Origin of the sequence: Novosphingobium sp. SG720 (assembly GCF_012275365.1) — a bacterium.
Taxonomy (GTDB): domain Bacteria; phylum Pseudomonadota; class Alphaproteobacteria; order Sphingomonadales; family Sphingomonadaceae; genus Novosphingobium; species Novosphingobium rhizosphaerae.
Genome location: NZ_JAAZQN010000001.1, coordinates 114,392 through 136,726 on the forward strand (window position 1 = coordinate 114,392; position 22,335 = coordinate 136,726).

At 64.1% G+C, this 22,335-nt stretch carries 16 protein-coding genes and 2 pseudogenes; 7 read left to right on the forward strand and 11 right to left on the reverse strand.

Features of this window, described 5'->3' with window-relative positions; all coding sequences use genetic code 11:
* Positions 1 to 31: 31 nt before the first annotated feature.
* A complete protein-coding gene (locus tag FHW94_RS00510) occupies positions 32 to 646 on the reverse strand; it encodes a TetR/AcrR family transcriptional regulator (RefSeq protein ID WP_168553860.1) in 615 nt (204 codons plus the stop codon).
* 91 nt (positions 647 to 737) lie between these two features.
* Here FHW94_RS00510 and FHW94_RS00515 point away from each other — a divergent pair, with 91 nt between their 5' ends.
* From FHW94_RS00515 to FHW94_RS00525, 3 genes are all read left to right on the forward strand, one after another.
* On the forward strand, positions 738 to 2,249 hold the full coding sequence (locus tag FHW94_RS00515) for an efflux transporter outer membrane subunit (protein ID WP_210425428.1): 1,512 nt from the start codon (positions 738 to 740) through the stop codon (positions 2,247 to 2,249).
* Positions 2,246 to 2,704 carry a 3-hydroxyacyl-ACP dehydratase FabZ gene (gene fabZ, locus FHW94_RS00520; protein WP_168553861.1) on the forward strand — a complete coding sequence of 153 codons (459 nt, stop codon included), beginning with the start codon at positions 2,246 to 2,248 and terminating at the stop codon, positions 2,702 to 2,704. Before FHW94_RS00515 ends, fabZ begins: the two co-directional genes overlap by 4 nt.
* 401 nt (positions 2,705 to 3,105) lie before the next feature.
* On the forward strand, positions 3,106 to 5,103 hold the full coding sequence (locus FHW94_RS00525; RefSeq protein WP_168553862.1) for a GH32 C-terminal domain-containing protein: 1,998 nt from the start codon (positions 3,106 to 3,108) through the stop codon (positions 5,101 to 5,103).
* On the opposite strand, the gene FHW94_RS00530 is transcribed toward FHW94_RS00525, so the two are convergent.
* Positions 5,085 to 6,080 carry a LacI family DNA-binding transcriptional regulator gene (locus tag FHW94_RS00530; protein WP_168553863.1) on the reverse strand — a complete coding sequence of 332 codons (996 nt, stop codon included), beginning with the start codon at positions 6,078 to 6,080 and terminating at the stop codon, positions 5,085 to 5,087. The genes FHW94_RS00525 and FHW94_RS00530 overlap by 19 nt on opposite strands.
* A gap of 184 nt (positions 6,081 to 6,264) precedes the next feature.
* Here FHW94_RS00530 and FHW94_RS00535 point away from each other — a divergent pair, with 184 nt between their 5' ends.
* Positions 6,265 to 9,132 carry a TonB-dependent receptor gene (locus tag FHW94_RS00535; RefSeq protein ID WP_168553864.1) on the forward strand — a complete coding sequence of 956 codons (2,868 nt, stop codon included), beginning with the start codon at positions 6,265 to 6,267 and terminating at the stop codon, positions 9,130 to 9,132.
* A gap of 174 nt (positions 9,133 to 9,306) precedes the next feature.
* Here the strand turns inward: FHW94_RS00535 and FHW94_RS00540 are convergent, their stop codons facing one another.
* The 8 genes and pseudogenes from FHW94_RS00540 to FHW94_RS23130 all read right to left on the reverse strand — a co-directional run bounded on the left by FHW94_RS00540 (position 9,307) and on the right by FHW94_RS23130 (position 17,026).
* Positions 9,307 to 10,752, reverse strand: coding sequence for a glycoside hydrolase family 32 protein (locus FHW94_RS00540; RefSeq protein ID WP_168553865.1), 1,446 nt, complete (start codon positions 10,750 to 10,752; stop codon positions 9,307 to 9,309).
* Between the two features lie 55 nt (positions 10,753 to 10,807).
* Positions 10,808 to 11,899 (reverse strand): ABC transporter ATP-binding protein, encoded by a 1,092-nt coding sequence (locus FHW94_RS00545; protein ID WP_168553866.1) that lies wholly within the window; start codon positions 11,897 to 11,899, stop codon positions 10,808 to 10,810.
* 3 nt (positions 11,900 to 11,902) lie between these two features.
* Positions 11,903 to 12,790: a carbohydrate ABC transporter permease gene (locus tag FHW94_RS00550; protein WP_168553867.1), complete on the reverse strand. Its 888-nt coding sequence runs from the start codon at positions 12,788 to 12,790 to the stop codon at positions 11,903 to 11,905.
* On the reverse strand, positions 12,787 to 13,836 hold the full coding sequence (locus tag FHW94_RS00555; RefSeq protein ID WP_168553868.1) for a sugar ABC transporter permease: 1,050 nt from the start codon (positions 13,834 to 13,836) through the stop codon (positions 12,787 to 12,789). Before FHW94_RS00555 ends, FHW94_RS00550 begins: the two co-directional genes overlap by 4 nt.
* Positions 13,833 to 15,116, reverse strand: a complete 1,284-nt coding sequence (locus tag FHW94_RS00560) for an extracellular solute-binding protein (protein ID WP_168553869.1) — start codon at positions 15,114 to 15,116, stop codon at positions 13,833 to 13,835. The genes FHW94_RS00555 and FHW94_RS00560 overlap by 4 nt, the downstream gene beginning before the upstream one ends.
* A gap of 1 nt (position 15,117) precedes the next feature.
* Positions 15,118 to 16,023: an ROK family protein gene (locus tag FHW94_RS00565; protein WP_168553870.1), complete on the reverse strand. Its 906-nt coding sequence runs from the start codon at positions 16,021 to 16,023 to the stop codon at positions 15,118 to 15,120.
* Between the two features lie 400 nt (positions 16,024 to 16,423).
* Positions 16,424 to 16,620: pseudogene (locus tag FHW94_RS23125) on the reverse strand (IS21 family transposase); the annotation flags it as partial.
* 133 nt (positions 16,621 to 16,753) lie between these two features.
* Complete coding sequence (locus FHW94_RS23130) at positions 16,754 to 17,026, reverse strand: hypothetical protein (protein ID WP_179506203.1); 273 nt, start codon at positions 17,024 to 17,026, stop codon at positions 16,754 to 16,756.
* Between the two features lie 76 nt (positions 17,027 to 17,102).
* Here FHW94_RS23130 and FHW94_RS23135 point away from each other — a divergent pair.
* Positions 17,103 to 17,394, forward strand: a pseudogene (locus FHW94_RS23135) (transposase); the annotation flags it as partial.
* Between the two features lie 342 nt (positions 17,395 to 17,736).
* On the opposite strand, the gene FHW94_RS00575 reads toward FHW94_RS23135, so the two are convergent.
* A complete protein-coding gene (locus FHW94_RS00575; protein WP_168553871.1) occupies positions 17,737 to 18,402 on the reverse strand; it encodes a TetR/AcrR family transcriptional regulator in 666 nt (221 codons plus the stop codon).
* A gap of 136 nt (positions 18,403 to 18,538) precedes the next feature.
* Between FHW94_RS00575 and FHW94_RS00580 the strand changes: the two genes are divergently transcribed.
* Entirely contained in the window at positions 18,539 to 20,857 is a 2,319-nt protein-coding gene (locus tag FHW94_RS00580) for a TonB-dependent receptor (protein WP_168553872.1), read from the forward strand.
* A complete protein-coding gene (locus tag FHW94_RS00585) occupies positions 20,857 to 22,149 on the forward strand; it encodes a family 1 glycosylhydrolase (protein ID WP_168553873.1) in 1,293 nt (430 codons plus the stop codon). The genes FHW94_RS00580 and FHW94_RS00585 overlap by 1 nt, the downstream gene beginning before the upstream one ends.
* Positions 22,150 to 22,335 lie beyond the last annotated feature (186 nt).

Here is a 22,335-nt window from a genome sequence, read left to right on the forward strand (position 1 = left end):
TCAATAGGTCACAACTTAAAACTTGGGGCAGTCAGAGCGAAAGGCTGCGCAGGATCAGGTTGGCAACCTCGGTCTGCGCATCGGGCAGCAAGTCCAGGTTGCGTTCGAGGTGGAGCGGATCGACAAACGGCATCATCGCGTAGAAGATCGCGCGACAAGTCTCGTCCAGCGGCGTCTTGCGTTCGAATTCGCCGCTCTCCCGCCCGAGCCGGACGATCTCCTCGATCATCTCGCGCAAGGTTGCCTTATAGGCCTGGGCAGAGCCCCATTGCTCCGCCGCGGAATGGGCGGTGATGTCGTAGATCTTGCGATCGTGAAAGAAAAGCGCGACGCTAAGCTGGGTCAGCGTCTTGAACATGCGGCGAAAACGTTCTGATGCGCTGCCGCCTTCATCCACCGTTTGGCGTGTCTCCGCGGCGATCCGCTGCAATCTGCTGCTGCAGATCGCTTCGCCGATCGCCTGTTTCGATTCAAAGAAGCGATAGATGTAGGCCTTGGAAAAGCCGATCTCGCGGGCAAGGTCGGCCACGGTGGTCTTGGCGTAGCCATAGCGTGCGAAGCATTCGTTCGCCGCTTCGACGATCTGGTCGCGCACGGCATGTTCGGCAGGGCCGCGGGTGTGGGTTTCGGGCGTAGCATCAGACATGGATATCAGCATAAGCCGGGCCGAGTAGATTGACAACGAGTGACCAAATAATATAATGGTCACTACTCAATTTTCGCGGCTCGAGGAAAAGATGCGGTTGCTCCCCTTGATCATCACTGCCGGTTGCGCCCCCTTGCTGCTTGCGGGCTGTGCCACTGAAGGCGGCCATGCCCCGTTAGCGCTGGCGCCCGCTCCGACCCTGCCAACCGCATTCCAGGGCAGCGCGGCGGTGGAAGCGCGGCCGGTGGCGGCAGGCGCAGCGTCTGCGGATCTCATAGCCTGGTGGCACACGTTCAACGATCCCGTGCTCACCAGCCTGGTCGAGCGGGGGCTGGCGCAGAATCTCGATCTGCAGCAGGCGGCCGCCCGCGTGAGCCAGGCGCGCGCCGCGCTCAAGGGCGCGAACGCCGCGATGCTGCCCTCGGGCCAGGTCAGCGGGCAGGGCGGAGAGGTCTACCAATCCCGCGAGACGCCGATCGGCCGCCTCGGCAGTGCCTTCCCGTCGTTCGAGCGATCGACCCAGACTTATGAACTCGACCTGGGAGCAAGCTGGGAAGTCGATGTCTTCGGCGGCCGTGACGCGGCGCGCGATGCGGCGAGGGCGGATTGGCAGGCCTCGCAAGCGGGTGCGGTGGCAGCGCGGCTGGCCGTGACCGCCCAGATTGCCGATACCTATATCGGCATCCGAATGCTGCAGGCCCGGCTCGACGTGGCCAGAGCGCAGCTTGGCACCCAGCAACGCCTCGCCGATCTGGTAGCGCTGCAATATCGCAAGGGCTTTGCGGCAGAGCTGCAATGGAAGCAGGCGGAAGGCGCGCTGGCGCAAGTGCGGGCATCGATCCCCGCACTGCAGAACGAACTGGACATGACCCTCAATGCGCTGGATGTGCTGATCGGGGTGCAGCCGGGAACCACGCGGGCAGAGCTTGCCGCCAGCGCTCCCGTTCCCGCGCCGCCCGCGATTTCCACGGCGGGTGGGCCGGCGGCCATGTTGCGCCGCCGACCTGACATCATCGCGGCCGAGCGCACCCTCGCCGCGTCGAACGCGCGCATCCGGGTAGCGACGGCGGAATACTATCCCAAGTTCTCGCTGAGCGGCCTGCTCGGCACCGCGACAACCTCGGCCGGCAGCCTGCTCTCGGGCGGCGCGACGCAAGCCAGCGGCATTCTCGGGCTGCGCTGGCGCCTGTTCGATTTTGGCCGGGTCGATGCCGAAATCAAGGCCGCCAAGGGGCGCAATGTCGAAGCGCTGGCGGCCTATCGCCTCGCGGTGCTGCGCGCCTCGCAGGATGTCGAGGATGCCTTCTCCTCCCTCGTCCAGCAGGAAGCGCGGGTCCAGGCGCTGGGCGAGGGGGAAACCGCGCTGGCGCGTGCACGCGACGCGTCGCTGGCGGCCTACAAGGGCGGAATGGTCAGCCTGGTCGAAGTGCTCGACGCCGATCGCCGCCTGCTGGAAACCCGCGATGGCCTGGTCCAGGCGCGCGCTGCCGCCGCGCGCGGCGCCATCGCCTCGTTCCGCGCGCTGGGTGGCGGCTGGGATGCTGCGGCAGGCAGTCCGGCGCTGGCCCTGGCCGACATGCCACGGCCTGCCGCCCGGCCATGAGTAGAGGGCCCAGCCTGATCGGCGCAGCAGCGCTCGCTGCCGCGCTGCCGCATCGGTATCCAATGCTGCTGGTCGACCGGGTTGAGACGCTCGTTCCAGGAGAGCGCATCGTGGCGATCAAGGGGGTGACACTGAACGAGGCGTTCTTTGCTGGCCTACTTCCTGGCAATCCTGTCATGCCAGGCGTGCTCGTGGTTGAAGCACTGGCCCAGGCGGCGGGAATCCTGGCGATGGAAACCTTCGGGTTGAGCGGGTCGCGCCGCCTAGTTTACTTCACCGCGATCGATCGGGCTACGTTTACCCGGCCGGTGTTGCCCGGCGCGTTGCTTGTTCTCGATGTCGTGTTGCGTCAGCGCCGAGCGAACATGGCCAAGTTTGGCGGACTGGCGCGCGTTGACGGATTTGCCATGGCCGAGGCGCAGTTCACCGCTATGATCGGACCGGCGCCGGCCTGAGGGTTTTATCCCCGCTCGCAAGATCACGAACAGCAATTTGTCGACGTCGACATTTTCCAATTGACGCTCTTGCCGGGCTCGGTCACATTTCGCGGGAAGCAAGGGCACAGCCCGCGCCAAGAACGACTGGAGAGACCGTGCCCCTGAATTCCTCCATGCATCGCGCCGTTCGGTTGGGTGTGCTCGCACTTTCCTGCTGGACGAGGCCTGCCTGCGCCGATGCGCCGAAGCCGATCGCTGACAAGCCCCTGGTCGCATGGTCGTTCGAAGCGTCTGACTCTGGCGGTCCGGCGTATCATACCCAGTTTCCCCAACCGGATTTCGTTCCTGGCGTTGTCGGACAGGCCTGGCGCAGCGACGGCTTCTCGAGCTGGGCGTCGGGTGCTCTGGCGCTGGAGTCCGTGCGAGGCTTTACCGTCAGTACGTGGATTGCGCTGGAAAGTTATCCCTCGGGCTATGAGGCGCCAGTAGACCAGCTCGTTCCGGCATCGATCGTGCAACAAGCCACGCGGGACAGAGGCTTTGACATCTTCATCGATGCTTTTGGCCGTTGGGGCGCGCGCATCTCGACCGACGCTGGTGCGATACGCCTCCGGGCCAAGGGGCCGTTTCCGCTCAACGCATGGGTCCACCTCGCACTGACGTTCGATCCGCCTAGTGGGGAGGCATGCCTCTATCTGTCCGGGCAGCCGGTAGCCTGCCAGAAGCACCGGCCGACGACGTTTCGCGCTGCCGCGGTACCGTTCCAGATTGCCCACAGTTGGCAACAGGCACCGCTTGGCCTGTTCAACATCAATGGCCTCAACGCTGCCTATGACGAGGTGCGGGTCGATGCCGGGCGCTTGCCGCCAGTGGCCGTGGCGGCGGCGGCCGCGACTGTCAAGCCGCCTCCGGCCGTGCGATCGCTGATCGTCCCTGCCTCCCGCTTTGCCGGGGACTTGCAGCGTCCCACCTATCACGCCCTGCCGCCGGCCAACTGGACCAACGAGCCGCATGGGCTGGTCCGGCGTGGTGCGACCTGGCACATGTTTTATCAGCGCACGCCCAACGGGCCCTACAAGACCCTGATGACCTGGGGCCATATGCGCAGCGACGACCTCGTGCACTGGACTGATCTGCCATTGGCCCTGCGCCCGGAACTGCAGACCGACGATTTCGGGTTCGACATGAAGGGCATCTGGTCGGGCGACGTGGTCATCGGCCCGGCCGGATTCGCCTATGCGTTCTACACCAGCGTCAACCACAGCGCGGCCTTCTTCAACCCTGGCGTTTCGCTGGCCATCAGCGACGATCCGGGGCTTTTGCGCTGGACCAAAGTGGGGCCGTTGATCGACCGCACTGGCGCGCAGGACATGCGCGATCCATTCGTGTGGTTCGAAAACGGCGAGGCGCGGATGATCGTGGGGGCGGCGCTGGGCGGATCAGGCGGGCTGGCCTACTACCGGTGCGACAACCTGGCCAGCCGGCGATGCTGGAAACGGCAGCCGCCGTTGGCGCCCTTTGCCGCCATGGACGTCGGCTCGCAGATCTGGGAAATGCCGGTCTTCGAGAAGATCGCGGCAGACCGCTATATCCTGGTGGCCAACCCGATCGGCGGCAAGGTCAGCAAATATGGCGAGCCGGCCACGCGCGCGGTCTATTGGATCGGGCGCTGGGACGGCACGCAGTTCATGCCAGATAACGTCGAGCCCAAGATGCTGGATGTGGTGCCGGGCCATCTCAGCCCGACCGTTTCGCGAACCGCCGATGGCACCCTGGTGGGTATCGGCATTGTCGACGAGCGGCGTACGCCCGAGGCGCAGCGCCAGGCCGGCTGGGCGCATACGTTCGGCTTGCCGCGCGCTTGGCGCCTACTTCCCGATGGCAGGACGTTGGGCCAGTCGCCATTGCCCGCCCTGGCGAGCCTGCGCAATGCGGACGGCGCGATCGTCGTCGGCGCAGCCGGTGTGGGGGAGCGACATCTGGGCGATCTGGGGCATGCGATCGAGCTCGACGTCCAGTTCGCCACGCCACCGGCCACCGGACAATATGGCGTGATTCTGGCTGCGTCTGCCGATGGGCAGGAAACCACGCGCCTCTATTACGACGCGGACAAGCACGAACTCGTCGTCGACAAGAGCCGTTCAACGTTGGCCGCCACCGGAGAAGGGCCGCAGGTCCTGCGCGGCGCCTTTGACGAGGTCGCGTTTGGCAAGCCACAGGATTTTCACGTTTATGTCGACCATTCCGTAGTCGATGTGTTCATCAACGATGCGGCGGCGCTGTCCTTCCGCATCTATCCGACCAGGGCGGACAGCACCGGGTTCGGCATTGTCTCGAGCATGGAAACGGCCGCGAACGCGAGGGCCTGGCGGCTTCGCCCGGCGCCGGTCGTGCTGGATCAGGTCGAGGCGCGCTGAACAAGCGGGCAGGGCAGCCGCTCCACCGTCGGCTGTTCGTCCGCCTCGGCCAGCAACGCGAACAGCCGATCTGCGGCGCGCACGCCGATCTGGTAGTAGGGCAGGGCAACCGTGGTGAGCGGCGGAACCACTTGTTCCGAGATCATGCGGAAATCGTCGAAACCGACAATGGCGATGTCGTTGGGGATCCCGAGGCCCAAGCTGGCTGCGGCAAACATGCATTGCATGGCGATTTCGTCGTTACCGGCGAGGATGATGGTGGGACGCGAGGCAGCCGGCGCGTCCAGCAGCTGGCGCGCCGCTGCATAGGCCTGCATCGTTTCGCTGCCAATGGCGCCGGATATGCCCGGCACGATCCATTCCTCGCGAATCGGCACGCCGGCTTCGGCCATGGCGCGGGCAAAACCTTCGCGACGCAGGCTCGACGCCAGGATCAGTGGGTTGAGCGTGACGAACGCAATGGAGGTGTGGCCCTTGTCGAGGGCATGGCGCGCGGCGGCATAGCCGCCGTCACGGTCGTCGGGAACCACCGCAGGAACGTTTGCGCGCGCTGCAAAGCAATTGACCAGAACCGCGGGAATGTTGTGCACGTTCGGGTCGAAGTCGATTTCATGGTGATACATGGTGGCGAATAGCACGCCATCGATGCGGTGCTCCTGGAATGTGCGCCAAACGCGCTTTTCTCCTTCGGCCGTGCCGGATGTGTTGGCGATCAGCAGGCTTTGGTTTGCCTGGGAGACCCGTTCCTGCACGCCGCGGATGATTTCCACGGAATTCGGCGTGGTCGACACCACGTCGGTGATCAGCCCGATAACCCCTGACCGGTTGGTGCGGACCATGCGCGCGGCTAGGTTGGGAATGTAGTTGAGACGGGCAATCGCTTCCTCGACCCGGGCGCGGGTCTTGCTGCTGATGTTGGGCTCGCCATTGACGACCCTCGACACAGTCCTGTCCGACACGCCAGCCAGCGCGGCCACGTCCTTGATCGTCTGCAAACTGTCACTCCCGCATTGCGAACCGCACCTTAGCGGCAAATCCCTGCGCCGCCATCACATTGTCGACGTCGACATTTTTAGATTGACGACGTCGACAATGTGATGCTCTATCCGCTTCACCATCGACTCGGATCAATAACGATCAGGTAATGGGGGAGGAGACGAGATGATCATGCGTTCCAGTCGGCCAATGACCATACTGGTGGCGACCGCGTCCGTTGCGGCGCTGTGCGCGCCCTTGGCGGCACAGGCGCAGGCCGCGCCCGGGCGGGATGCCGCGCAGGACAGGGACACGGCGGCTGCGCGCGCCGCCAACCCCGAAATCGTGGTGACCGGCGTGGTGCGCAAGACGCGCAAGCTCGATACCACGTTCACCATCGACACGCTCAGTCAGGACGATATCAAGCGGCTGGCGCCGATCAGCACGGCGGACCTGCTCAACAACATTCCCGGTTTCTTTGCCGAAGGCAGCACGGCGGGCGAGCGCAGCAACAACGTGACGGTACGCGGCCTGCCCAGTAGCGGCTATCGCTATGCGCCGCAGCTGATCGACGGCCTGCCGGTCTACCAGGATTCCGACGTTCCGTTTGCCAACAACGACGTGTTCTTCTCCACCGACCTGATGACCGACCGGGTCGAGGTGGTCAAAGGCGGGCCGGGCGGGGTGCTCTATTCCAACGGCCTGGGTGCCATCGTCAACTATGTCACCAAGACCGGCGGTGACCGCTTCGAAGGCGGCTACAAGCTGGAGCTGGCGACCTACGATTTCATTCGCAACGATGTCTACCTGGCCGGCCCGATCAACAAGAACCTGCACTTTGCCGTCGGCGGGTTCTACCGCACATCCGGCGGCCTGCGCGACACCGGCTATACTGCCGACAAGGGTGGCCAGGTTCGTGGCAACATCACTTACAAGAGTGACGACGAGAAGACCACGTTCGGCCTCTACGTCTCGCACCTGAACGATCGCACGGCCGTCTACAACAACCTGCCGATCGAAGTGCCGGGGTTCAGTTCGCCGGGGACGGCGCAGAATCCGATCGTGATCGACCAGTCCACCGTGAAGCCGATCGGCATCAATTTCCAGAACGGCACGCTGCTTTCGCCCGCCACGCGCTACATCACGCAGATCGATGACAGTGGCCGCGTCACGACGGCGGACTTGGCCGACGGCATCCATCCCGATTTCACCACGATCACGGCCAAGTTTTCCAAGGAACTCGATTCCGGCTGGCGCTTCGATGTCGACGCGAACTACACCTCGGGCACGTCGGGCTTCAATGCGATGTTCGCGGGCAACGATGCGGCCACGGCGGCCTCGTTCCTCAACAACCGCTGGATCGGGGACGTTCTCCAGCCCGCATTCGATGCCAATTTCCAGGCGTCGGAAGGCCATCCCAACAATGCCTCGTTCTATAACCGCAATATCCTGGCGACCTATTTCAACGCGCTGAGCCCGGCGGATTTCGACGCGCAGTACCGCACGCCGCTGATCAATGCCGGCTTCAGCAATTTCGAGCAATTGCGCGCGCAGTATGGCGCAAACCAGAATATCGCCGGGCCGGGCGGCTCGCTGGGCGCGTTCTATGCCCGCAATGGCCAACCCATTGCGGCGGGCAGCAACCTGAGCTTCCAGATCCCCTGGATCGTCCGCTCGCGGCTTTCTAGCGCGGCACAAAACCTGAAAGTGCAGAAGGAGTTCAGCCTGTGGGGCAAGCATAACCTGACCCTGGGCGCCTATCACAGCACCAACAGCGACGATTACAATTTCCAGCAGAGCCTGGTGATCACCACACTGGCTTCGCCGGTCGAACTGGTCGACCTCTACATGGTCAACGCCGCCGGCAGCAAGGTCGGCCCGGCGCTGTCGCTTAATGGCAGCTATCTGCCCGGTTTTGCCGGCAACGCGGCAAGTGGGGATGCGGAGAACGCGGCGCTGTTCATCCAGGATCACTGGGAAACGCTGGGTGGGCGGCTGCGCATCGACGCCGGTTTCCGCTGGGAGACCGAGAAGCTCAACGTCCGCTTCCAGACCCGGCAATGCTGCACCAGCTTCCTGCCCGGCGGTGCCGAGACGGGCAACCGCGCCTATACCCAAGTGCAGACCCTGGGCGCGCCGCAATATCTCGATGAGCGGTATTACGGCCATGGCTGGTCGGTTGGCGCCAACTACAGTTTGATGCGCAACCTGGCGGTCTATGCGCTGGCCTCGCAATCGTTCCGCCTGCCCAGCTTCAACGATGGGGTCGCCTTTGCGCAATCGGCGCCGATGGGCAACCCGGTGGAGCATATCGACCAGTACGAAGGCGGCGTCCGATTCCAGAGCCGGATCTTCGATTTCTCGGCAACCGGTTTCTACAACAAGTTCACGCCGCGCACGCTGATCAACATCTACCAGGATATCAATGCCCCGGTCTGCACCGGCGGCGGGACCGTGGCCACGACGGCGACGATCACGTCCTGCCCCAATGTCTATCAGCCCTATTCCTATGGCACCACGAACTATGGCACCGAACTCGAACTGGTGGTGCGCCCGCCATTCATTCCGGGGTTCGATATCAAGGCCAACGTCGTGCTGCAAAATCCAAAGGTCAACGGGTCCAGCTACACCATCGTGAACCAGGTGGGGAACAGCTACCAGTATGGCACGGTCAGCCAGGATGGCCGCCGCGAAGGACGCCAGGCCACCACGACGCTCAATATCCAGCCGCGTTGGGACATGAAGCCCCTGACCGGGCTGCCGGTCAAGCTCTATGGGCAATACGAGTATCGCTCGGCGCGCTATTCCAATTCGCAGGATCTCAATGTCACGATCTATCCGTCGTACTATATCGTCAATGCCGGTGCGTTGATCGATCTGACCGACAAGCTCTCGATCCAGTTCCACGTGGCGAACTTGACCAACCAGCTTTCGTTCACCGAGGGCGATCCGTTGTTCTTCGATCTGAAGGCCCCCAACGGGCAGGGCAATCGCGGCGTGGCGCGGCCGCTGTTCGGCCGCACCGGGCGCTTCACGCTCAACTACCGGTTCTGACCAGCAGCCTGCCGCTGCCGGTTCCGCCATGCCAGCCAAGCGAGGAAGGGTCTTTGTCGACCCTTCCTTTTTTGTATGCGTGTGGCGTGTCGCGCCGATCCGCTGGATGATGCGGGTGCAAAAAAAGGCGCCCACCGCTTTGGCTGCGGTGGGCGCCGGTTGCTCTTGGCGCGGTCAGGCTTCGGTCGGCACTTCGGCCGGCAAGGCAAAGTCGATGCGCGCGCCGGGGTGCGCGATCAGTTCGACCGTGGTTTCGCCGAGCGGGAAGTGGCAGGCGGTCAGCACCACGGCGCCATCGTTGACGAACAGTTCGACCGACGAGGCATCGACGATGATGGTCATCTCGATCGTGTCGCCCGCCGGCATGGTGCAGGCGGTTTCCGCAGCGAAGGCCTCGACCGGCAGGGCGGGGTGACGGCCACGCCGCAGGCGGATCTGGTTGGCGGCAAAGTCCAGCGTGATGGCGATCCCGCTGTCATCCTGCCCGGCGATGGCAAACGTGCATGCGCCCTGCGAGGCCCTGTCGGCCCGCAGCAGGACCTGGCCGCGCAGCGGCTGCCCCTCGCGGTCCAGCCTGTGCCGCTGGCCATCAGCGAGGACGCCACCGAACCCGTACTCGGGCAGGCGGTCGCGCACCTGGCGGGCCGGGCGTTGGGCGAGGACCATGGTGCCGCCGATGTCTTTGACGTGCAGTTCGCGGGGGATGGTCATTGCACCGCGCCAGGGATGGGTGGGGTAGTCCTTGCCGGTGAGATGATTGCTCATCCAGCCGATCCATAGCGGGCCGTGCGCATCGCCGGGAAGATCGGACCAGCATTGGGCGGCATAGAAATCCGGCCCCATATCCACGATCTGTGCGGCACTGCCCGCGAGCGGCGTGAACCTGTGGCCATCGAATGTGCCGATGAAGACTTGCGCGCCGGAAGCACCGCAGACCATATCCTTGTCGACATCGACCTTCAGCGCCCAGGCGCTGCCGCTCTGCCCCGCCATCGGTGCTTCGAACAGGTCGGGGCATTCCCATTGGCCGCCGGTGTGGCCGGCCGGTCCGAATTCCGATGCGAGCTGCCAGTCGATCAGGTTCGCGGAGCGGTAGATCTGCACCTTGTGATCGCGCGCCAGGGCAACCACCAGCACCCAGGCCTGGCTGGGGGCGTGCCAGAACACCTTGGGATCGCGAAAATGCACTTGCTCTGCGGTGATCACCGGATTGCCGGGATATTCGATCCAGGACCGCCCGCGGTCGTGGCTATAGGCCACGTGTTGCGACTGGCGCTCCGTGGCGGGGTGAAACGCGGTGTAGAGCGCGACCAGCGGCGGCGCCCAGTCGATCCCGAAGCCACTGGTGTTGGCCCAATCGACCACCACCGATCCGGAAAAGATCATGAATTCCCGCTCTGGCATGGCGACGGGCAATTCTTCCCACTGGACAAGGTCAGTGCTGATCGCATGGCCCCAACTCATGTGGCCCCAATCCTTGCCATGCGGATTGTATTGGAAGAACAGGTGATATTCGCCCTCGAAATAGACCAGGCCGTTGGGATCGTTGATCCAGTTGCGCTGCGGCGTGAAATGAAAGTCTGGCCGATAGTGGGGGGTGGCTTCGTCAGGTGTGGTCATGATGCATTCCAAAATGCCCGTTGGGCCGTGCCCATGCGGAGGGCAGCGGTGATGACTATGCGGCCAGGCGCGGCAGGGTGACGCCGTCGCTGGCAAACAGGTGGGCGCGTGCCGGGTCGAACGTGACGCCAACCGCGTGTCCGGCGGCAACCGTGTGGCCGGCGCCCACGCGCACGGCCACCGGTTCGGTCCCCGTGCTTTCGACAAACGCGAACGTGTCGCTGCCCAGCCGTTCGACCTGCAGCACCGCACCGGCGAAATGGCCGTCTTCGGGCGCGCAGAGCGTGCAGTCCTCGGGCCGGATGCCGATCGTCACCGCGCCGGCGTGGGCGCCATGGTGCGGGAAGGCGAGAACCTGCCCGGATGCGGCGATGCGCACGGCCAGGGCATTGCCGTTCAGGCCCAGGGCCTGCGCAGGCAGGAAACCCATCTGGGGAGAGCCGAGAAACCCCGCGACGAACCTGTTGGCCGGCCGCTCGTAAAGCTCCAGCGGCGCGCCGATCTGTTGCACGGTTCCTGCTTCCAGCACCACGATCCGGTCGGCCAGGGTCATGGCCTCGACCTGGTCGTGCGTGACATAGACCACCGTGTTGCGCAGCCGGTTGTGCAGGCGGCTGATTTCCAGGCGCATCTGCACCCGCAGCGCGGTGTCGAGGTTGGACAATGGCTCGTCGAACAGGAAGACCGCCGGATTGCGCACGATCGAGCGGCCAATCGCAACCCGCTGCCGTTGCCCGCCCGAAAGCTGGCTGGGCCGGGCATCGCGCAGCGCGCTCAACTGCAGGGATTCCAGCACAGCATCCACGCGGCGCTGGCGTTCGTGGGGATCGATCCGCGCCAGTTTCAGGGCAAAGCCGACGTTTTCCGCCACGGTCATGTGTGGGTAGAGGGCATAGGATTGGAACACCATGCCCACGTTCCGCTCTGCCGGCGTGCGATCGTTGACCACGACACCATCGAACCGGATTTCACCGGCATCGACGGATTCGAGGCCGGCGATCATGCGCAGCAGGGTCGATTTGCCGCACCCGGAAGGGCCGACCAGTACGATGAACTCGCTGGGCTGGATCGCCAGGTCGATACCCTTGATGATCTGCCTGTCGCCAAAGCCCTTGCGGACATCGTTCAATTCAACCTGTGAAGGCATGACTTATCCTTTGACTCCGCTGCCCATCACGCTTTGCACGAACCAGCGCTGGAAGAAGACGAAGGCCAGGAACACCGGCAATGTTGCCAGCGTGGCATAGGCCATGACCTCGCCCCATTCGGTTTGAAAACGGAAGAACTGTTGCAGCCCGACCATCAGCGGCCGCGCCTCGGCGCTCGGCACCACGATGACCGGCCACAAGTATTGATTCCACGCGGCAAGGCCCTGGATGATCGCCACCGTCGCGAACGTGGTGCCCGAAAGCGGCACGATCACATGGCGGAAGACCTGGTAGGGGGTGGCGCCATCGACATAGGCGGCTTCGTCGAAATCGCGCGGAATGTCGTTGAACGCCTGGTAGAAGAAGAAGATCGAGAAGGCATTGGCCACGAACGGCACGATCTGCACCAGCCGGGTATCCAGCCACGACCACTGGATGGTCAGGCCACCATCGAAACCCAGCGTGGGCAGGGAGGCAACCAGCAACATCATCGGCACGGCGATGGCTTCGAGCGGGATGATCAGCATGATCACGATCAGGCCCAGCACCAGGCCCTTGCCGCGCCATTCCAGCCGGGCGAGCGCAAAGGCGGCAAGGCTGTTGACGAACAGCCCGGCGCCGACCGTGGACACGGTGATGAACGCGGAATTGAGCGCGTAGGAGCCTATGCCCGACGTGGCGATCACGTCGCGATAGTTCTGCAACGATACCGCCCCCACCGGCAGGAAGGCGCGAAAGGAGCCAAGATCGCCGAAGATCTGCTGGTTGGGCTTGAACGAGGCCATCACCATGAACACGAACGGCGAGACGAACACGATCACGAAAAGCAGGGCGATGGCATAGAGGCCCACGCGCACGGCGGCCGTGCGGCTGTTGATCGGCCGCCTCATCGCGCACCCGCGCGCCGCGCAAAGAAGCGCTGTTGGAGAATGGCCAGCGTGGCGATCAGGACGAAATAGACAACGGTTACGGTAGAGCCATAGGCGATGTCCTGATCGCGGACGCCGCGTTCGATCGCATAGAACATGACAGTGCTCGTGGCATTGGCCGGCCCGCCCTGCGTCATCACGTCGACCTGGGTGAAAAGGCCGAAGGCGGCGATCGTGGTGATCACCACGACGAAGGCGATCGTGTTGGACAGGCCGGGCAGGGTGACGTGGACAAAGCGTTGCAGCGGCGTGGCGCCGTCGATCCGCGCGGCATCGTAAAGCTCGGTGGGGATGGCCTGGAGACCCGCCAGGAAAATCAGCATCTGCAGCCCGGCGCCCTGCCAGGCAGACATGATGACGATGGCAGGCATGGCCGTGGCCGGATTGCCGAGCCAGTCGATCCGCGTGCCCTGGCCGCCCGAAAGCCAGCCAAGCGCCTGATTGACGAGCCCCAGATCGCGGTTGAACAGGAACGCCCAGATGACTGCGACGACCACCATCGACATGACGACCGGCGAAAAATAGATCGTGCGGAAGGCGCGCTGGCCGCACAATCCGGCATTGACCAGCAGGGCCAGCCCCAGCGCCAGGCCGCATTGCAGCGGCACCACCATGACCGCGAACAGCGCCGTGTTAAGCAGCGAACGCATGAACACCGGATCGCGCGCCAGCAGCACGAAGCGCGTGCTTTCCCAGGTCATCGCGCCAAGCGGGCGGTAGGGCCGCAGGGTGGGGCTGGGCCGCGTTACGTCACGAATGCGCGGGAACGTCACATGGCCATCACTGCTGGCGAGGCCATCCTGGCGCATCACTTTCAGGCCGAGCAGCCGTTCATAGTTGGCGAGGCCGACAGCCTGCACATGCTGGGGCGACAGCAGCTTCTGGTTGGTGAGCGTAAGGGCGATCGCCATCGCGAAGGGGATCACCAGGAACGTGATCAGGCCCAGCATGGCCGGCGTGCCGAACAGGAACGCGAGGCGCCCCTTGCGTGCCCATCGCGGGGTCATTTCGTCTTCTCCGCAGCAGGCGCATAGCCATTGTTGTCGGCAATCGACTGGTCGATGGCGTCGGCGGCGTCGTCCAGGGCGTCGCGCGGGTCCGTGCCGTCCATGATGTCGCGCGCGGCGTGGTACCAGGCGTTGGAAATCGCGGTGAATGCCGGCGTGGCGGGGCGGGGCCGGGCAAAGGCGCGCGACATGTCGTAGAACACGCGCCAGTCTCCCCCCTTGCGGAAGCGCTGGGTGCGCTGCGCCGCGGCTTCGGTTGCCGGGATCATGCCCGCCGCCGTGGCCATGGCGGCGATCTCCGGCGTGCTGATGAGATGGCGGATGAACGCCGCGGCTTGCGCCGGCTGCGTGCAGGTAGAACTGACCGCCCACTGCCAACTGCCGCCGCCGATTGCCACGCCATGGCCGAAGTCTGGCGGCGGCAGGATCAGCAGGTCGTTGCCGAAGGCCTTTTCAAGATCGGGGGCTCGCCAGTTTCCGGTATAGGCAAGGGCAACGCGGCCCCGCATCAGGCTCTGGTCGTCGGGCTCCAGGCGCCGCGCCCATTCGTTGGCGAACAGCGCGTGGAACCAGGCCGCCCAGGCCCGGGCCGGCGCGCCGTTGAGCACGCCGTCTGCCGTGCGATTGGTCTTGCGGTCGATCAGGTCACCGCCAAAGCTCTGCAGCATCGGGCTGTAGGCATAAGTCCACCAGTTCGGGTTGGGTTCGCGGGTGCCCAGGTCCAGCGGCACCTGCCAGCGTCCCGTGGCCTTGAGCTTGCGCAGCACGTCGTCGAATTCCGCGCGCGTCCACGGCTGTGCCAGCGTGGGGATGCGGGCGTGGATCTGCGCCAGCGTCGATCGCCGGGTGAAGATCGCCAGCGCCGCGTCGAACTGGCCGACCGCATAGATATGGCCCTGATACTGGCCAAGCGCGGGTGGCGCGATGGCGGCAAACGCCTGGCGGTCGATCAGCGTGTCGAGCGGGCGGATGTGCCCTGCCCAGACGAACGCGGGAACCATCGGGCTGTCGACCGTCAGCACGCAGGGCAGGCGGCCGGCCATGGCGGCGGCCATGATCGATTGCGGATAGGACCCTTGCGGAATGGTCTGCGCGTCGACGGCAAAGTTGTTCCGGCCGGCGGCGAAGCGGGCGATCATCTGCTGGTTGGCGGCGGCTTCCTCCGGCCCGGTCTGGTGCTGCCAGACATGGAGCACGCGCCCGCCTGCACCGGGCTTGTCCGTGCAGGACGCGGTGGTGGCAAGTAGGGTGCCGATGCACAGGCGCAGTATGCGGCGCATGTCAGGCGTCCCCGGCCGCGCGCCGGGCCATCGCCATCGCGCCGATCAGCGCTGGCGACGTTTCGAGCAGGGCCGTCGGCATGATGAATGTCTCCGTCGCCACTGCGCGTGGGCCCAGGGCATAGCCGGCCATCAACCGGGCAAAGCCGGCGCGCACGCGATCGACCAGGAACGGCGGCGACATGACCCCGCCGCCCAGCACGATGCGATCGAGCCGCAAGGTATAGGCCAGGTTCACACATAGTGCCGCGATATAGTGTGCGGCCATGTCCCAACCCGGATGATCGGGCGCCAGTTCCTGTGCCGCGCGACCCCAGCGTGCCTTCATGGCCGGCCCGGAAGCCAGGCCCTCAAGGCAATCGCCGTGGAACGGGCAGGTGCCGGCAAAGCCATCGCCCGGTGCGCGCGAGACCTGGAGATGTCCGATTTCCGGGTGAGGGAATGTCTGGCGCAATTGGCCGTCCAGCACGACGCCAACCCCAATCCCGGTGCCGATGGTGACATACGCAAAATTGGCAAGACCGGTGGCCTGGCCTTGCAATCCTTCGCCAAGTGCCGCGGCATTCACGTCGGTATCGGCAACTACCGGGGCGCCGACGGCACTGGCCACGGCGCGCACGATATTCGTTCCCGACCAGCCAGCCTTGGGCGTGGTGACCAGGCATCCTAACGATGGGGATGCGGGATCGAGGTCGATCGGGCCGAACGCGGCCAGGCCCGTGCGGACTGCATCGCCGTGGCGTGCCTGCGCGGCCCGGAAGAAGTCCGCAATGTCGGCAAAGGTTTCAGCCGGTGTGCGGGTGGGGAAGGCGGCCTGTGCCAGCACGTCACCCTCGGGCGTGCTCAACGCACAGACGAACTTGGTTCCACCCGCTTCGATCGCGGCGAGATTTCTTGGTGTGGGCATGGGCGATAACTCGTTGCCGGAGCGGAATGAGGGCAGCGGGTGCGGCCAACCCGCAGCCTGGGACGGGCGTTGCGGGAATGGTCCTGGCACTGCGGGTGGTGCGGCCGCAGGCCAGACGTGCAGTCAGTTTCGACCCACGCCGGCATCTTCCATGCGCGATGCTGTTGCTGTCATCCGTCCTCTCCGGCTTCTTCCGATGAGATGATTGTGTAAGCTGCTCATGTCGACGTCGTCAACAGCTAATTGTCGACGTCGACATTTACGCATTTATGCATGCTCTGTGGAAAATTCTGAGCGCTCGGGCACCCGTCGTTGCGGCGTGAACGGGGCAGGGGGCAATCGTCGGGCCGCATGTTCCGTCCCGTTGAACCGCCAGTGCGTGCCCGTGTGCGCCGTGGTGGCCGATTTTGTCGTCCGTTGTCATCATGCTATCAAAAACTCCGCACTGTGGCACGCCGCCCGGCACCCGGAATGCCTGCGCCAAGGCAACGAACAGCATCTAGCTGCGCTGAACTTCGTTTCCTGCGACTGCAGCGGGTGAGCCCGCATCATGACAGTGCGGCTGTGCGAACGCTTGGTATGGGCCACCTTGACCTTGATCCGCTTGTGGAGCGGCGTGCAAAATTGGGTCTGACTCAAATTCCGTGCAATTCAGATCATACTGGCGCCATAACTTTGGTATAGAGTAGGTCGATCTTGGCGCAGCCGTACATCTGTCGCTTGATGGCTTTCAGGCGGTTGACCTTGCCCTCACTTGTCCGCTGGACCACGGCGTCGAGATTGCGGTGGCGACGGCGTCCTTGTCAGCCTGAACGCCGGCGGCAAAGGCAGCAACTTTGTATATGACGATCCACGGATCGAGCCGCGCCTTGTCTTTCGAGCGCATCATCCCGTGGAAGCGATCGAGAGCCTCGCGCGCGGCTATCGGCGTTGGCACGGCCTGTTCGATTCCTGCGTTGATCAATGCGGTCTTGACCGAGCCGGTGTTGCGCTCGGTGGTCATGCTGCGCGCTGATCTGACCCCGGAAAACTGGATCGCCTGGAGTTAGAGTTTTTTGCCGTAATCTCCCCCTGGCTGGGAGGAGGGAGCGGACGGCGTTCTCTTTACGGATATCTGCCGCAAGGCAGGGTCAGCCAGGCGATCTACTTCAACTGGAAGAAGAAGTGCGACGGCATGCTGCCGCCAGACATGCGGCTGCTGAAGCAGGTAGAGGACGAGAATTTCAAGCTGCGCAAGCTTGTGGCGGTCCTCCCGCTCGACAAGAAGATGTTGCAGGACGTCATCCGCAGAAAACTGTGAGGCATGCTCGCAAGCGCGAGTTGGCAAACGGGTTTCGCAGTGACTTGGGCGTGTCGATCCGCCGGGCTTGCCAGCGCCTGGAAATGGACACCTCCGGCTGACAGTCGGTAGGCACCGGAGTGATCGACATGCACCTGCCCAGTGTGATCCACCGCCGGCATTTTCAGCAAGACGTAGCTGTTCACGAGATCAAGCGGCGTGCGCGCTTGTCGCGCAACACGACCCCCCAAACGTCTGCGCGCGGACGCCGTGGAGCCGGTGCTCATGGTTCTTCACCGACTGAGCAAGCTGGACCTGTCCATCTGATTCCTTATGGTATTGAACCAATTGGCCTGGCCCGCGATTGGTGCGCTGGACCACGGCGTGGTGATCGCGGCTGCAAGGCATAGCATTGATGTGCACCCGCGAGGTTACTACGACGTTTGCTGTTCAAGGGACTGAGCGAACCTTGCCAGCAAAGGTTCGAGTTCATCAATGCGGCCGCTAGGCGCTGCAAAGGACAACAGGCTGCTTAGCAATGCCACCGGCGTGCGGGTGTCGATGCCGGTGGGCATCACCAGGTTCGCGATCGACAGGCCACGCACCGACCAGACCATCAGCCGCATAACAGCTAGGGCCGTTTCTCGACCTCCGCCAAGGCCCATTTGCACCGTTGCAAGTGCGGCGTCTTCCACGTCAGCCTGCCGGTTGCGTACCAGCTCGGCAAGTTCTGGATCGCTGCGACTGGCCTGAAGGATTTCCAGCACGGCAACGCCAGCCGGTCGGTCCAGTACGTCGAGCAGGATCGCAGGCCAGTCCTGCACCTTTTGGCCGGTCAATCCCTGCGCAACCAGTTCCTCATAGATGATTGCTTCGCGTCGATAGACTTCGGCAACCACTTCGGCCATCAGCATCGCCCGTGTGCCGAACTGGTGCAATATGGCACCCCGGCTCACGCCTGCCTGCGCTGCAATCAGCGCCGTACTGGCAGCCGGATAGCCGGCTTGGTGAATTACGGCGATGGCTGCGTCGATCAGCGCCTCGCGGGTTTCTGCTGTTCGTTCTTCCTGGCTGCGGCGCCTGCGCGTCTGCTCTGTCATGGATCCATCCTGTGTGATGCAGGAAAAGCACAGGACACTGCGTACGATCAAGCTGTAACTAACATGCGTTCTTGACTGAACGTAAATTGACGACTAGCCAGCTGTTCAACAAAACTGTCCTGAAGGGAGGATCCTGATGTCCAAGTGGACGAAGCTGGCCGGTGCTGGCCTGCTATCGATCGCGCTCGCCATGCCTGTTGCCGAAATTGCCCATGCCAAAGCTGGCGGCGACGACCAGGCAGCCCTTGCCGTTGGCGAAATCATCGTGACAGCGCAGCGCCGGCCTGAACGTCTGCAGACCGTGCCGGTCAGCGTCACCGCTGTTTCATCCGATGCGCTCAAGGCGCGCGGGCTCAACGATCTTTCGCAGATGACTCTCGCCGCCCCAAGCCTTCAAGCCGGCGCGGACAACAATTTCTCGGTACGCGGCGTTGGTACGTCGGCCTTTTCGAACTCGATCGAATCGAGCGTCGCTTTCGCCCAGGACGAAGTGAACCTGGCCAACCCCGGCCTGGTTTACAGCTTCTACGATCTTTCGCAGGTCGAAGTGCTCAACGGGCCACAAGGCCTGCTGTTTGGCCGCAACGCTTCTGCTGGGCTCGTCAACGTCAGCAGCGCGCGTCCGGAACTGGGCAAGACCTCGGGGCAGTTCGACCTTGAGCTCGATACGCGGCCGACCGCGGCCAGCCGGTCCAACGGGGTGGTGGCGCGCGGTGCGGTAAACCTGCCGCTGGGATCAAGTGTCGCGCTGCGCGTGGCCGGCTTCAACGAATACCAGCGTCCGATCACGGCGTTCACTGGTCCTGTTGATGCCGGCGCGCGCAGCGAACTGGACCTGCGGCGGTTTGGCGTGCGGGCCAGCCTGCTGTACAAGCCTGACGACGCCTTCAGTCTGCTGGCAATCGGAGAGATCGGCCAGGACCGTGGTGTACTGGGGATGTTCGACATCGCCTATCGCGAATTGGGCAGCGGCAGCGTCAACGCCGCCGCGCTGACCGCCAGCGGAATCACCGCAGGGCCGGACAATATCACCGTCGCGGGCAACGGCGGCTATTACCGTGACCTCGATCGCCGCGGCGTGCAAGCCAAGGCGAGCTATGTCTTGGACAATGGCCTTGAAATCAGCGACATCGCCGCGTGGAAGAGCTTCAACCGCAACCAGCAGCTCGACACCGACGGCACGGTGCTCAACGGCGCCGACATCAATGCCAACGTCAGCCGTTTCGACCAAGTCAGCAACGAACTGCGCCTGGCCTTGCCAAGCGACCGCCGGCTGAGCGGGCAGGCGGGTCTCTATGCGTTCCATTCGCGACTGCGCGAAGCCTCGCAGATAGCTGGTAACAACTATTTTCCCGCGTTTCTGCTGCCGCAGTTCCCGTTCTGCGTGGGAGCGACAGCGGTGCCGGCCTGTCCGGGCAGCAACGACTATTTCCTCGGCACCGATCACCGTGTGTTGCAGACCAACGACAGCCTCGCCGCGTTCGGTCAGCTGACCTACAAAGTGACGGACCACCTGCAACTGATCGGCGGCGGGCGCGTGACACGCGATATCGTCAAGATCGACCTTGTCCAGAACGAGGGCGCCTATTTCGTCGCGTTCGGATCTGTGCAGCCGGGCCGCAGTGAGCGGACCACCAACACCAATTTCAGCTACAAGCTGGGCGCGCAATACACGTTCGGGCGCGATGCGATGGCCTATGTCACATATGGCCGTGGCTACAAGGGCCCCGGCTTCAACAACACCGAAGCCAGTGTCATTGCGCCCTTGGCGATCAAGCCGGAAACCAATCAGAACCTGGAAGTGGGGCTCAAGACCAGCTGGCTGGGCCGCAAGTTGACGGTCAACGTCTCGGCGTTCCGTTCCATTTTCGACAATTACCAGGTGCAGTCGTTCGACCTCACCACGTCCTCGTTCGTCACCCAGAACGCGGCGACGGTGAAGACCAGGGGCATCGAAATGACCCTGACCGCGCGTCCCGTGCCGGGCCTGGCGATCAACGCCAACGCGACGCTGTTGGATTCGCACTTTGGCGATTTTGCGGGGGCGCAGTGTTATCCGGGGCAAGGCTGCACGACCTACAACGCGGCGGGACGCAAGACCCCGCTGGCGCCCGCGTTCACCGGGACGCTCGACGTCTCCTACGAGTTCCAGACCAGCGGCGCGCTGCGTCCTGTCGTGTCGGCCAACTATTACCACCGCGCTTCGATGAACTACACGATCCAGCCTTACAGCGGCACGACTTATGGCGAGGCCGATATCCTGGGCGGCAGCGTGGGCGTGCGCGGGGACAATTGGCGCGCTTCGGTGTTCTGCAAGAACTGCACCGACCAGCGCGTGCCGGTGGCACTCGGCCTCGAATCCGCCGATGGCAACGCCGGTATCGCCACGGTCCAGCAGCGCTTTGGGTTGAACTCGTTCCGCACCATCGGTTTGCAGCTGGGGTATATGTTCTGATGGACTTGACCCGGCGTCAGGCGCTGGCCGCGACGGCCACGGCGGCGAGCCTGCCCCTGCTGGCGCCGGCCGCGGCAGCCAGAGCAGCGGCCGCTCGGTCCGGCTTCATGTTGGGTGCGGGCACCTCGGCGTTCCAGGTGGAGGGCAACAACGTGAACAGCGACCTGTGGCTGGTGGAAGGGCTTGCCGAAGCCGGCTTTGCCAACCAGTCGGGCGATGCCTGCGACCACTATCATAGCTATGCCGCTGATATCGCGCTCGTTGCGGGGCTGGGGCTCGATACCTATCGCTTTTCGATCGAATGGGCACGGGTCGAACCCCGAGAGGGTGCGTTCTCGCGCGCCGAGTTGGACCATTACCGCCGAGTGTTGCAGGTCTGCCGGGCCGCCGGCCTGCGCACCGTGGTGACATTGTTCCACTTTACCGCGCCCCTATGGGTCGCGCGTCAGGGCGGCTTTTCAAACCCGGCGATCGTGCCGCTATTCGCCCGCTATGCCGCGCGGGTGGCCGAACATTGTGGTGATCTCATCGATTGCTTATCCACCATCAACGAGGCCAACATGTCGTTCGTGGATTATGTGACGCCCGAAGGCGCGAGGCGAGTGCAGCATGCTGCGGCACGCGCCGTGGGCGCCGAGCGATTCGGCACGTTCCTGCTTGATGATGTGGCGGCATCCAAGCCCATCGTGCGAGAGGCGCACGTGGCGGCGCGCGAAGCGGTGCGTCGTACCCGGCCAGGGCTTCCGGTGGGGATCACCCTGGCTATGGACGATCTTCAGGATGCGCGGGGTAGTGAAGGGCACGCCGCGGCCATGCGCGAAGCGCGCTATGGTGCCTGGCTAGCACTTGCGCGTGACGACGATTATCTTGGCGTGCAGAATTACACGCGACAGCTGGTTGGGCCGCAAGGCGTGGTTCCGCCGCCGCCCGGCTCCGTGTTCACGCAGTTGCATCAGGAAGTTCACCCCGCGTCGCTCGGCAACGTGGTGCGCTACGCGGCCTCTGTCGCAAGGGTTCCCGTACTGGTCAGCGAGCATGGGATCGGCACGGCAGACGATGCCCTGCGCATTCGCTTCATCGACGAAAGCCTTGCGGGGCTGCGCGCTGCCGTGCGCGACGGCGTCGCCGTCACCGGTTATATCCATTGGTCCCTGCTCGACAACTATGAGTGGGCCTTTGGCTATCGGGCACAGTTCGGACTGGTCGCTGTGGATCGTGCAACTCAGCGTCGCAGTCCCAAGCCAAGCGCGCAGCACCTTCGTCGCTTGGCCCGCGCTGCAAAGCTGGCCTGACGAGCTAACTGGGTTATATAGCAACTGAAAATGGCGGCCCTTCAGGCAGCGATATGCCGGCATCAAAGAGGTAGTTTAGCCACTAGTGATCGACGCGAAGGCGACAAGATAGGGCCGCCCATTCGATGCTGCGTGGCACTTGGCCTCGTCGATCCGCTTGAAGCGGTCACGTTCCTTCGCCGGCCG

What these genes read in the sequence shown, in the direction of transcription:
- FHW94_RS00550 (WP_168553867.1), bottom strand. Translation starts at nt 12,790, where the DNA reads ATGAGGCGGCCGATCAACAGCCGCACGGCCGCCGTGCGCGTGGGCCTC.
- FHW94_RS00575 (WP_168553871.1), bottom strand. Translation starts at nt 18,402, where the DNA reads ATGACAGAGCAGACGCGCAGGCGCCGCAGCCAGGAAGAACGAACAGCA.
- FHW94_RS00540 (WP_168553865.1), bottom strand. Translation starts at nt 10,752, where the DNA reads ATGACCACACCTGACGAAGCCACCCCCCACTATCGGCCAGACTTTCAT.
- FHW94_RS00515 (WP_210425428.1), top strand. Translation starts at nt 738, where the DNA reads ATGCGGTTGCTCCCCTTGATCATCACTGCCGGTTGCGCCCCCTTGCTG.
- FHW94_RS00535 (WP_168553864.1), top strand. Translation starts at nt 6,265, where the DNA reads ATGATCATGCGTTCCAGTCGGCCAATGACCATACTGGTGGCGACCGCG.
- FHW94_RS00585 (WP_168553873.1), top strand. Translation starts at nt 20,857, where the DNA reads ATGGACTTGACCCGGCGTCAGGCGCTGGCCGCGACGGCCACGGCGGCG.
- FHW94_RS00545 (WP_168553866.1), bottom strand. Translation starts at nt 11,899, where the DNA reads ATGCCTTCACAGGTTGAATTGAACGATGTCCGCAAGGGCTTTGGCGAC.
- FHW94_RS00580 (WP_168553872.1), top strand. Translation starts at nt 18,539, where the DNA reads ATGTCCAAGTGGACGAAGCTGGCCGGTGCTGGCCTGCTATCGATCGCG.
- fabZ (WP_168553861.1), top strand. Translation starts at nt 2,246, where the DNA reads ATGAGTAGAGGGCCCAGCCTGATCGGCGCAGCAGCGCTCGCTGCCGCG.
- FHW94_RS00565 (WP_168553870.1), bottom strand. Translation starts at nt 16,023, where the DNA reads ATGCCCACACCAAGAAATCTCGCCGCGATCGAAGCGGGTGGAACCAAG.
- FHW94_RS00510 (WP_168553860.1), bottom strand. Translation starts at nt 646, where the DNA reads ATGTCTGATGCTACGCCCGAAACCCACACCCGCGGCCCTGCCGAACAT.
- FHW94_RS00560 (WP_168553869.1), bottom strand. Translation starts at nt 15,116, where the DNA reads ATGCGCCGCATACTGCGCCTGTGCATCGGCACCCTACTTGCCACCACC.
- FHW94_RS00555 (WP_168553868.1), bottom strand. Translation starts at nt 13,836, where the DNA reads ATGACCCCGCGATGGGCACGCAAGGGGCGCCTCGCGTTCCTGTTCGGC.
- FHW94_RS23130 (WP_179506203.1), bottom strand. Translation starts at nt 17,026, where the DNA reads ATGACCACCGAGCGCAACACCGGCTCGGTCAAGACCGCATTGATCAAC.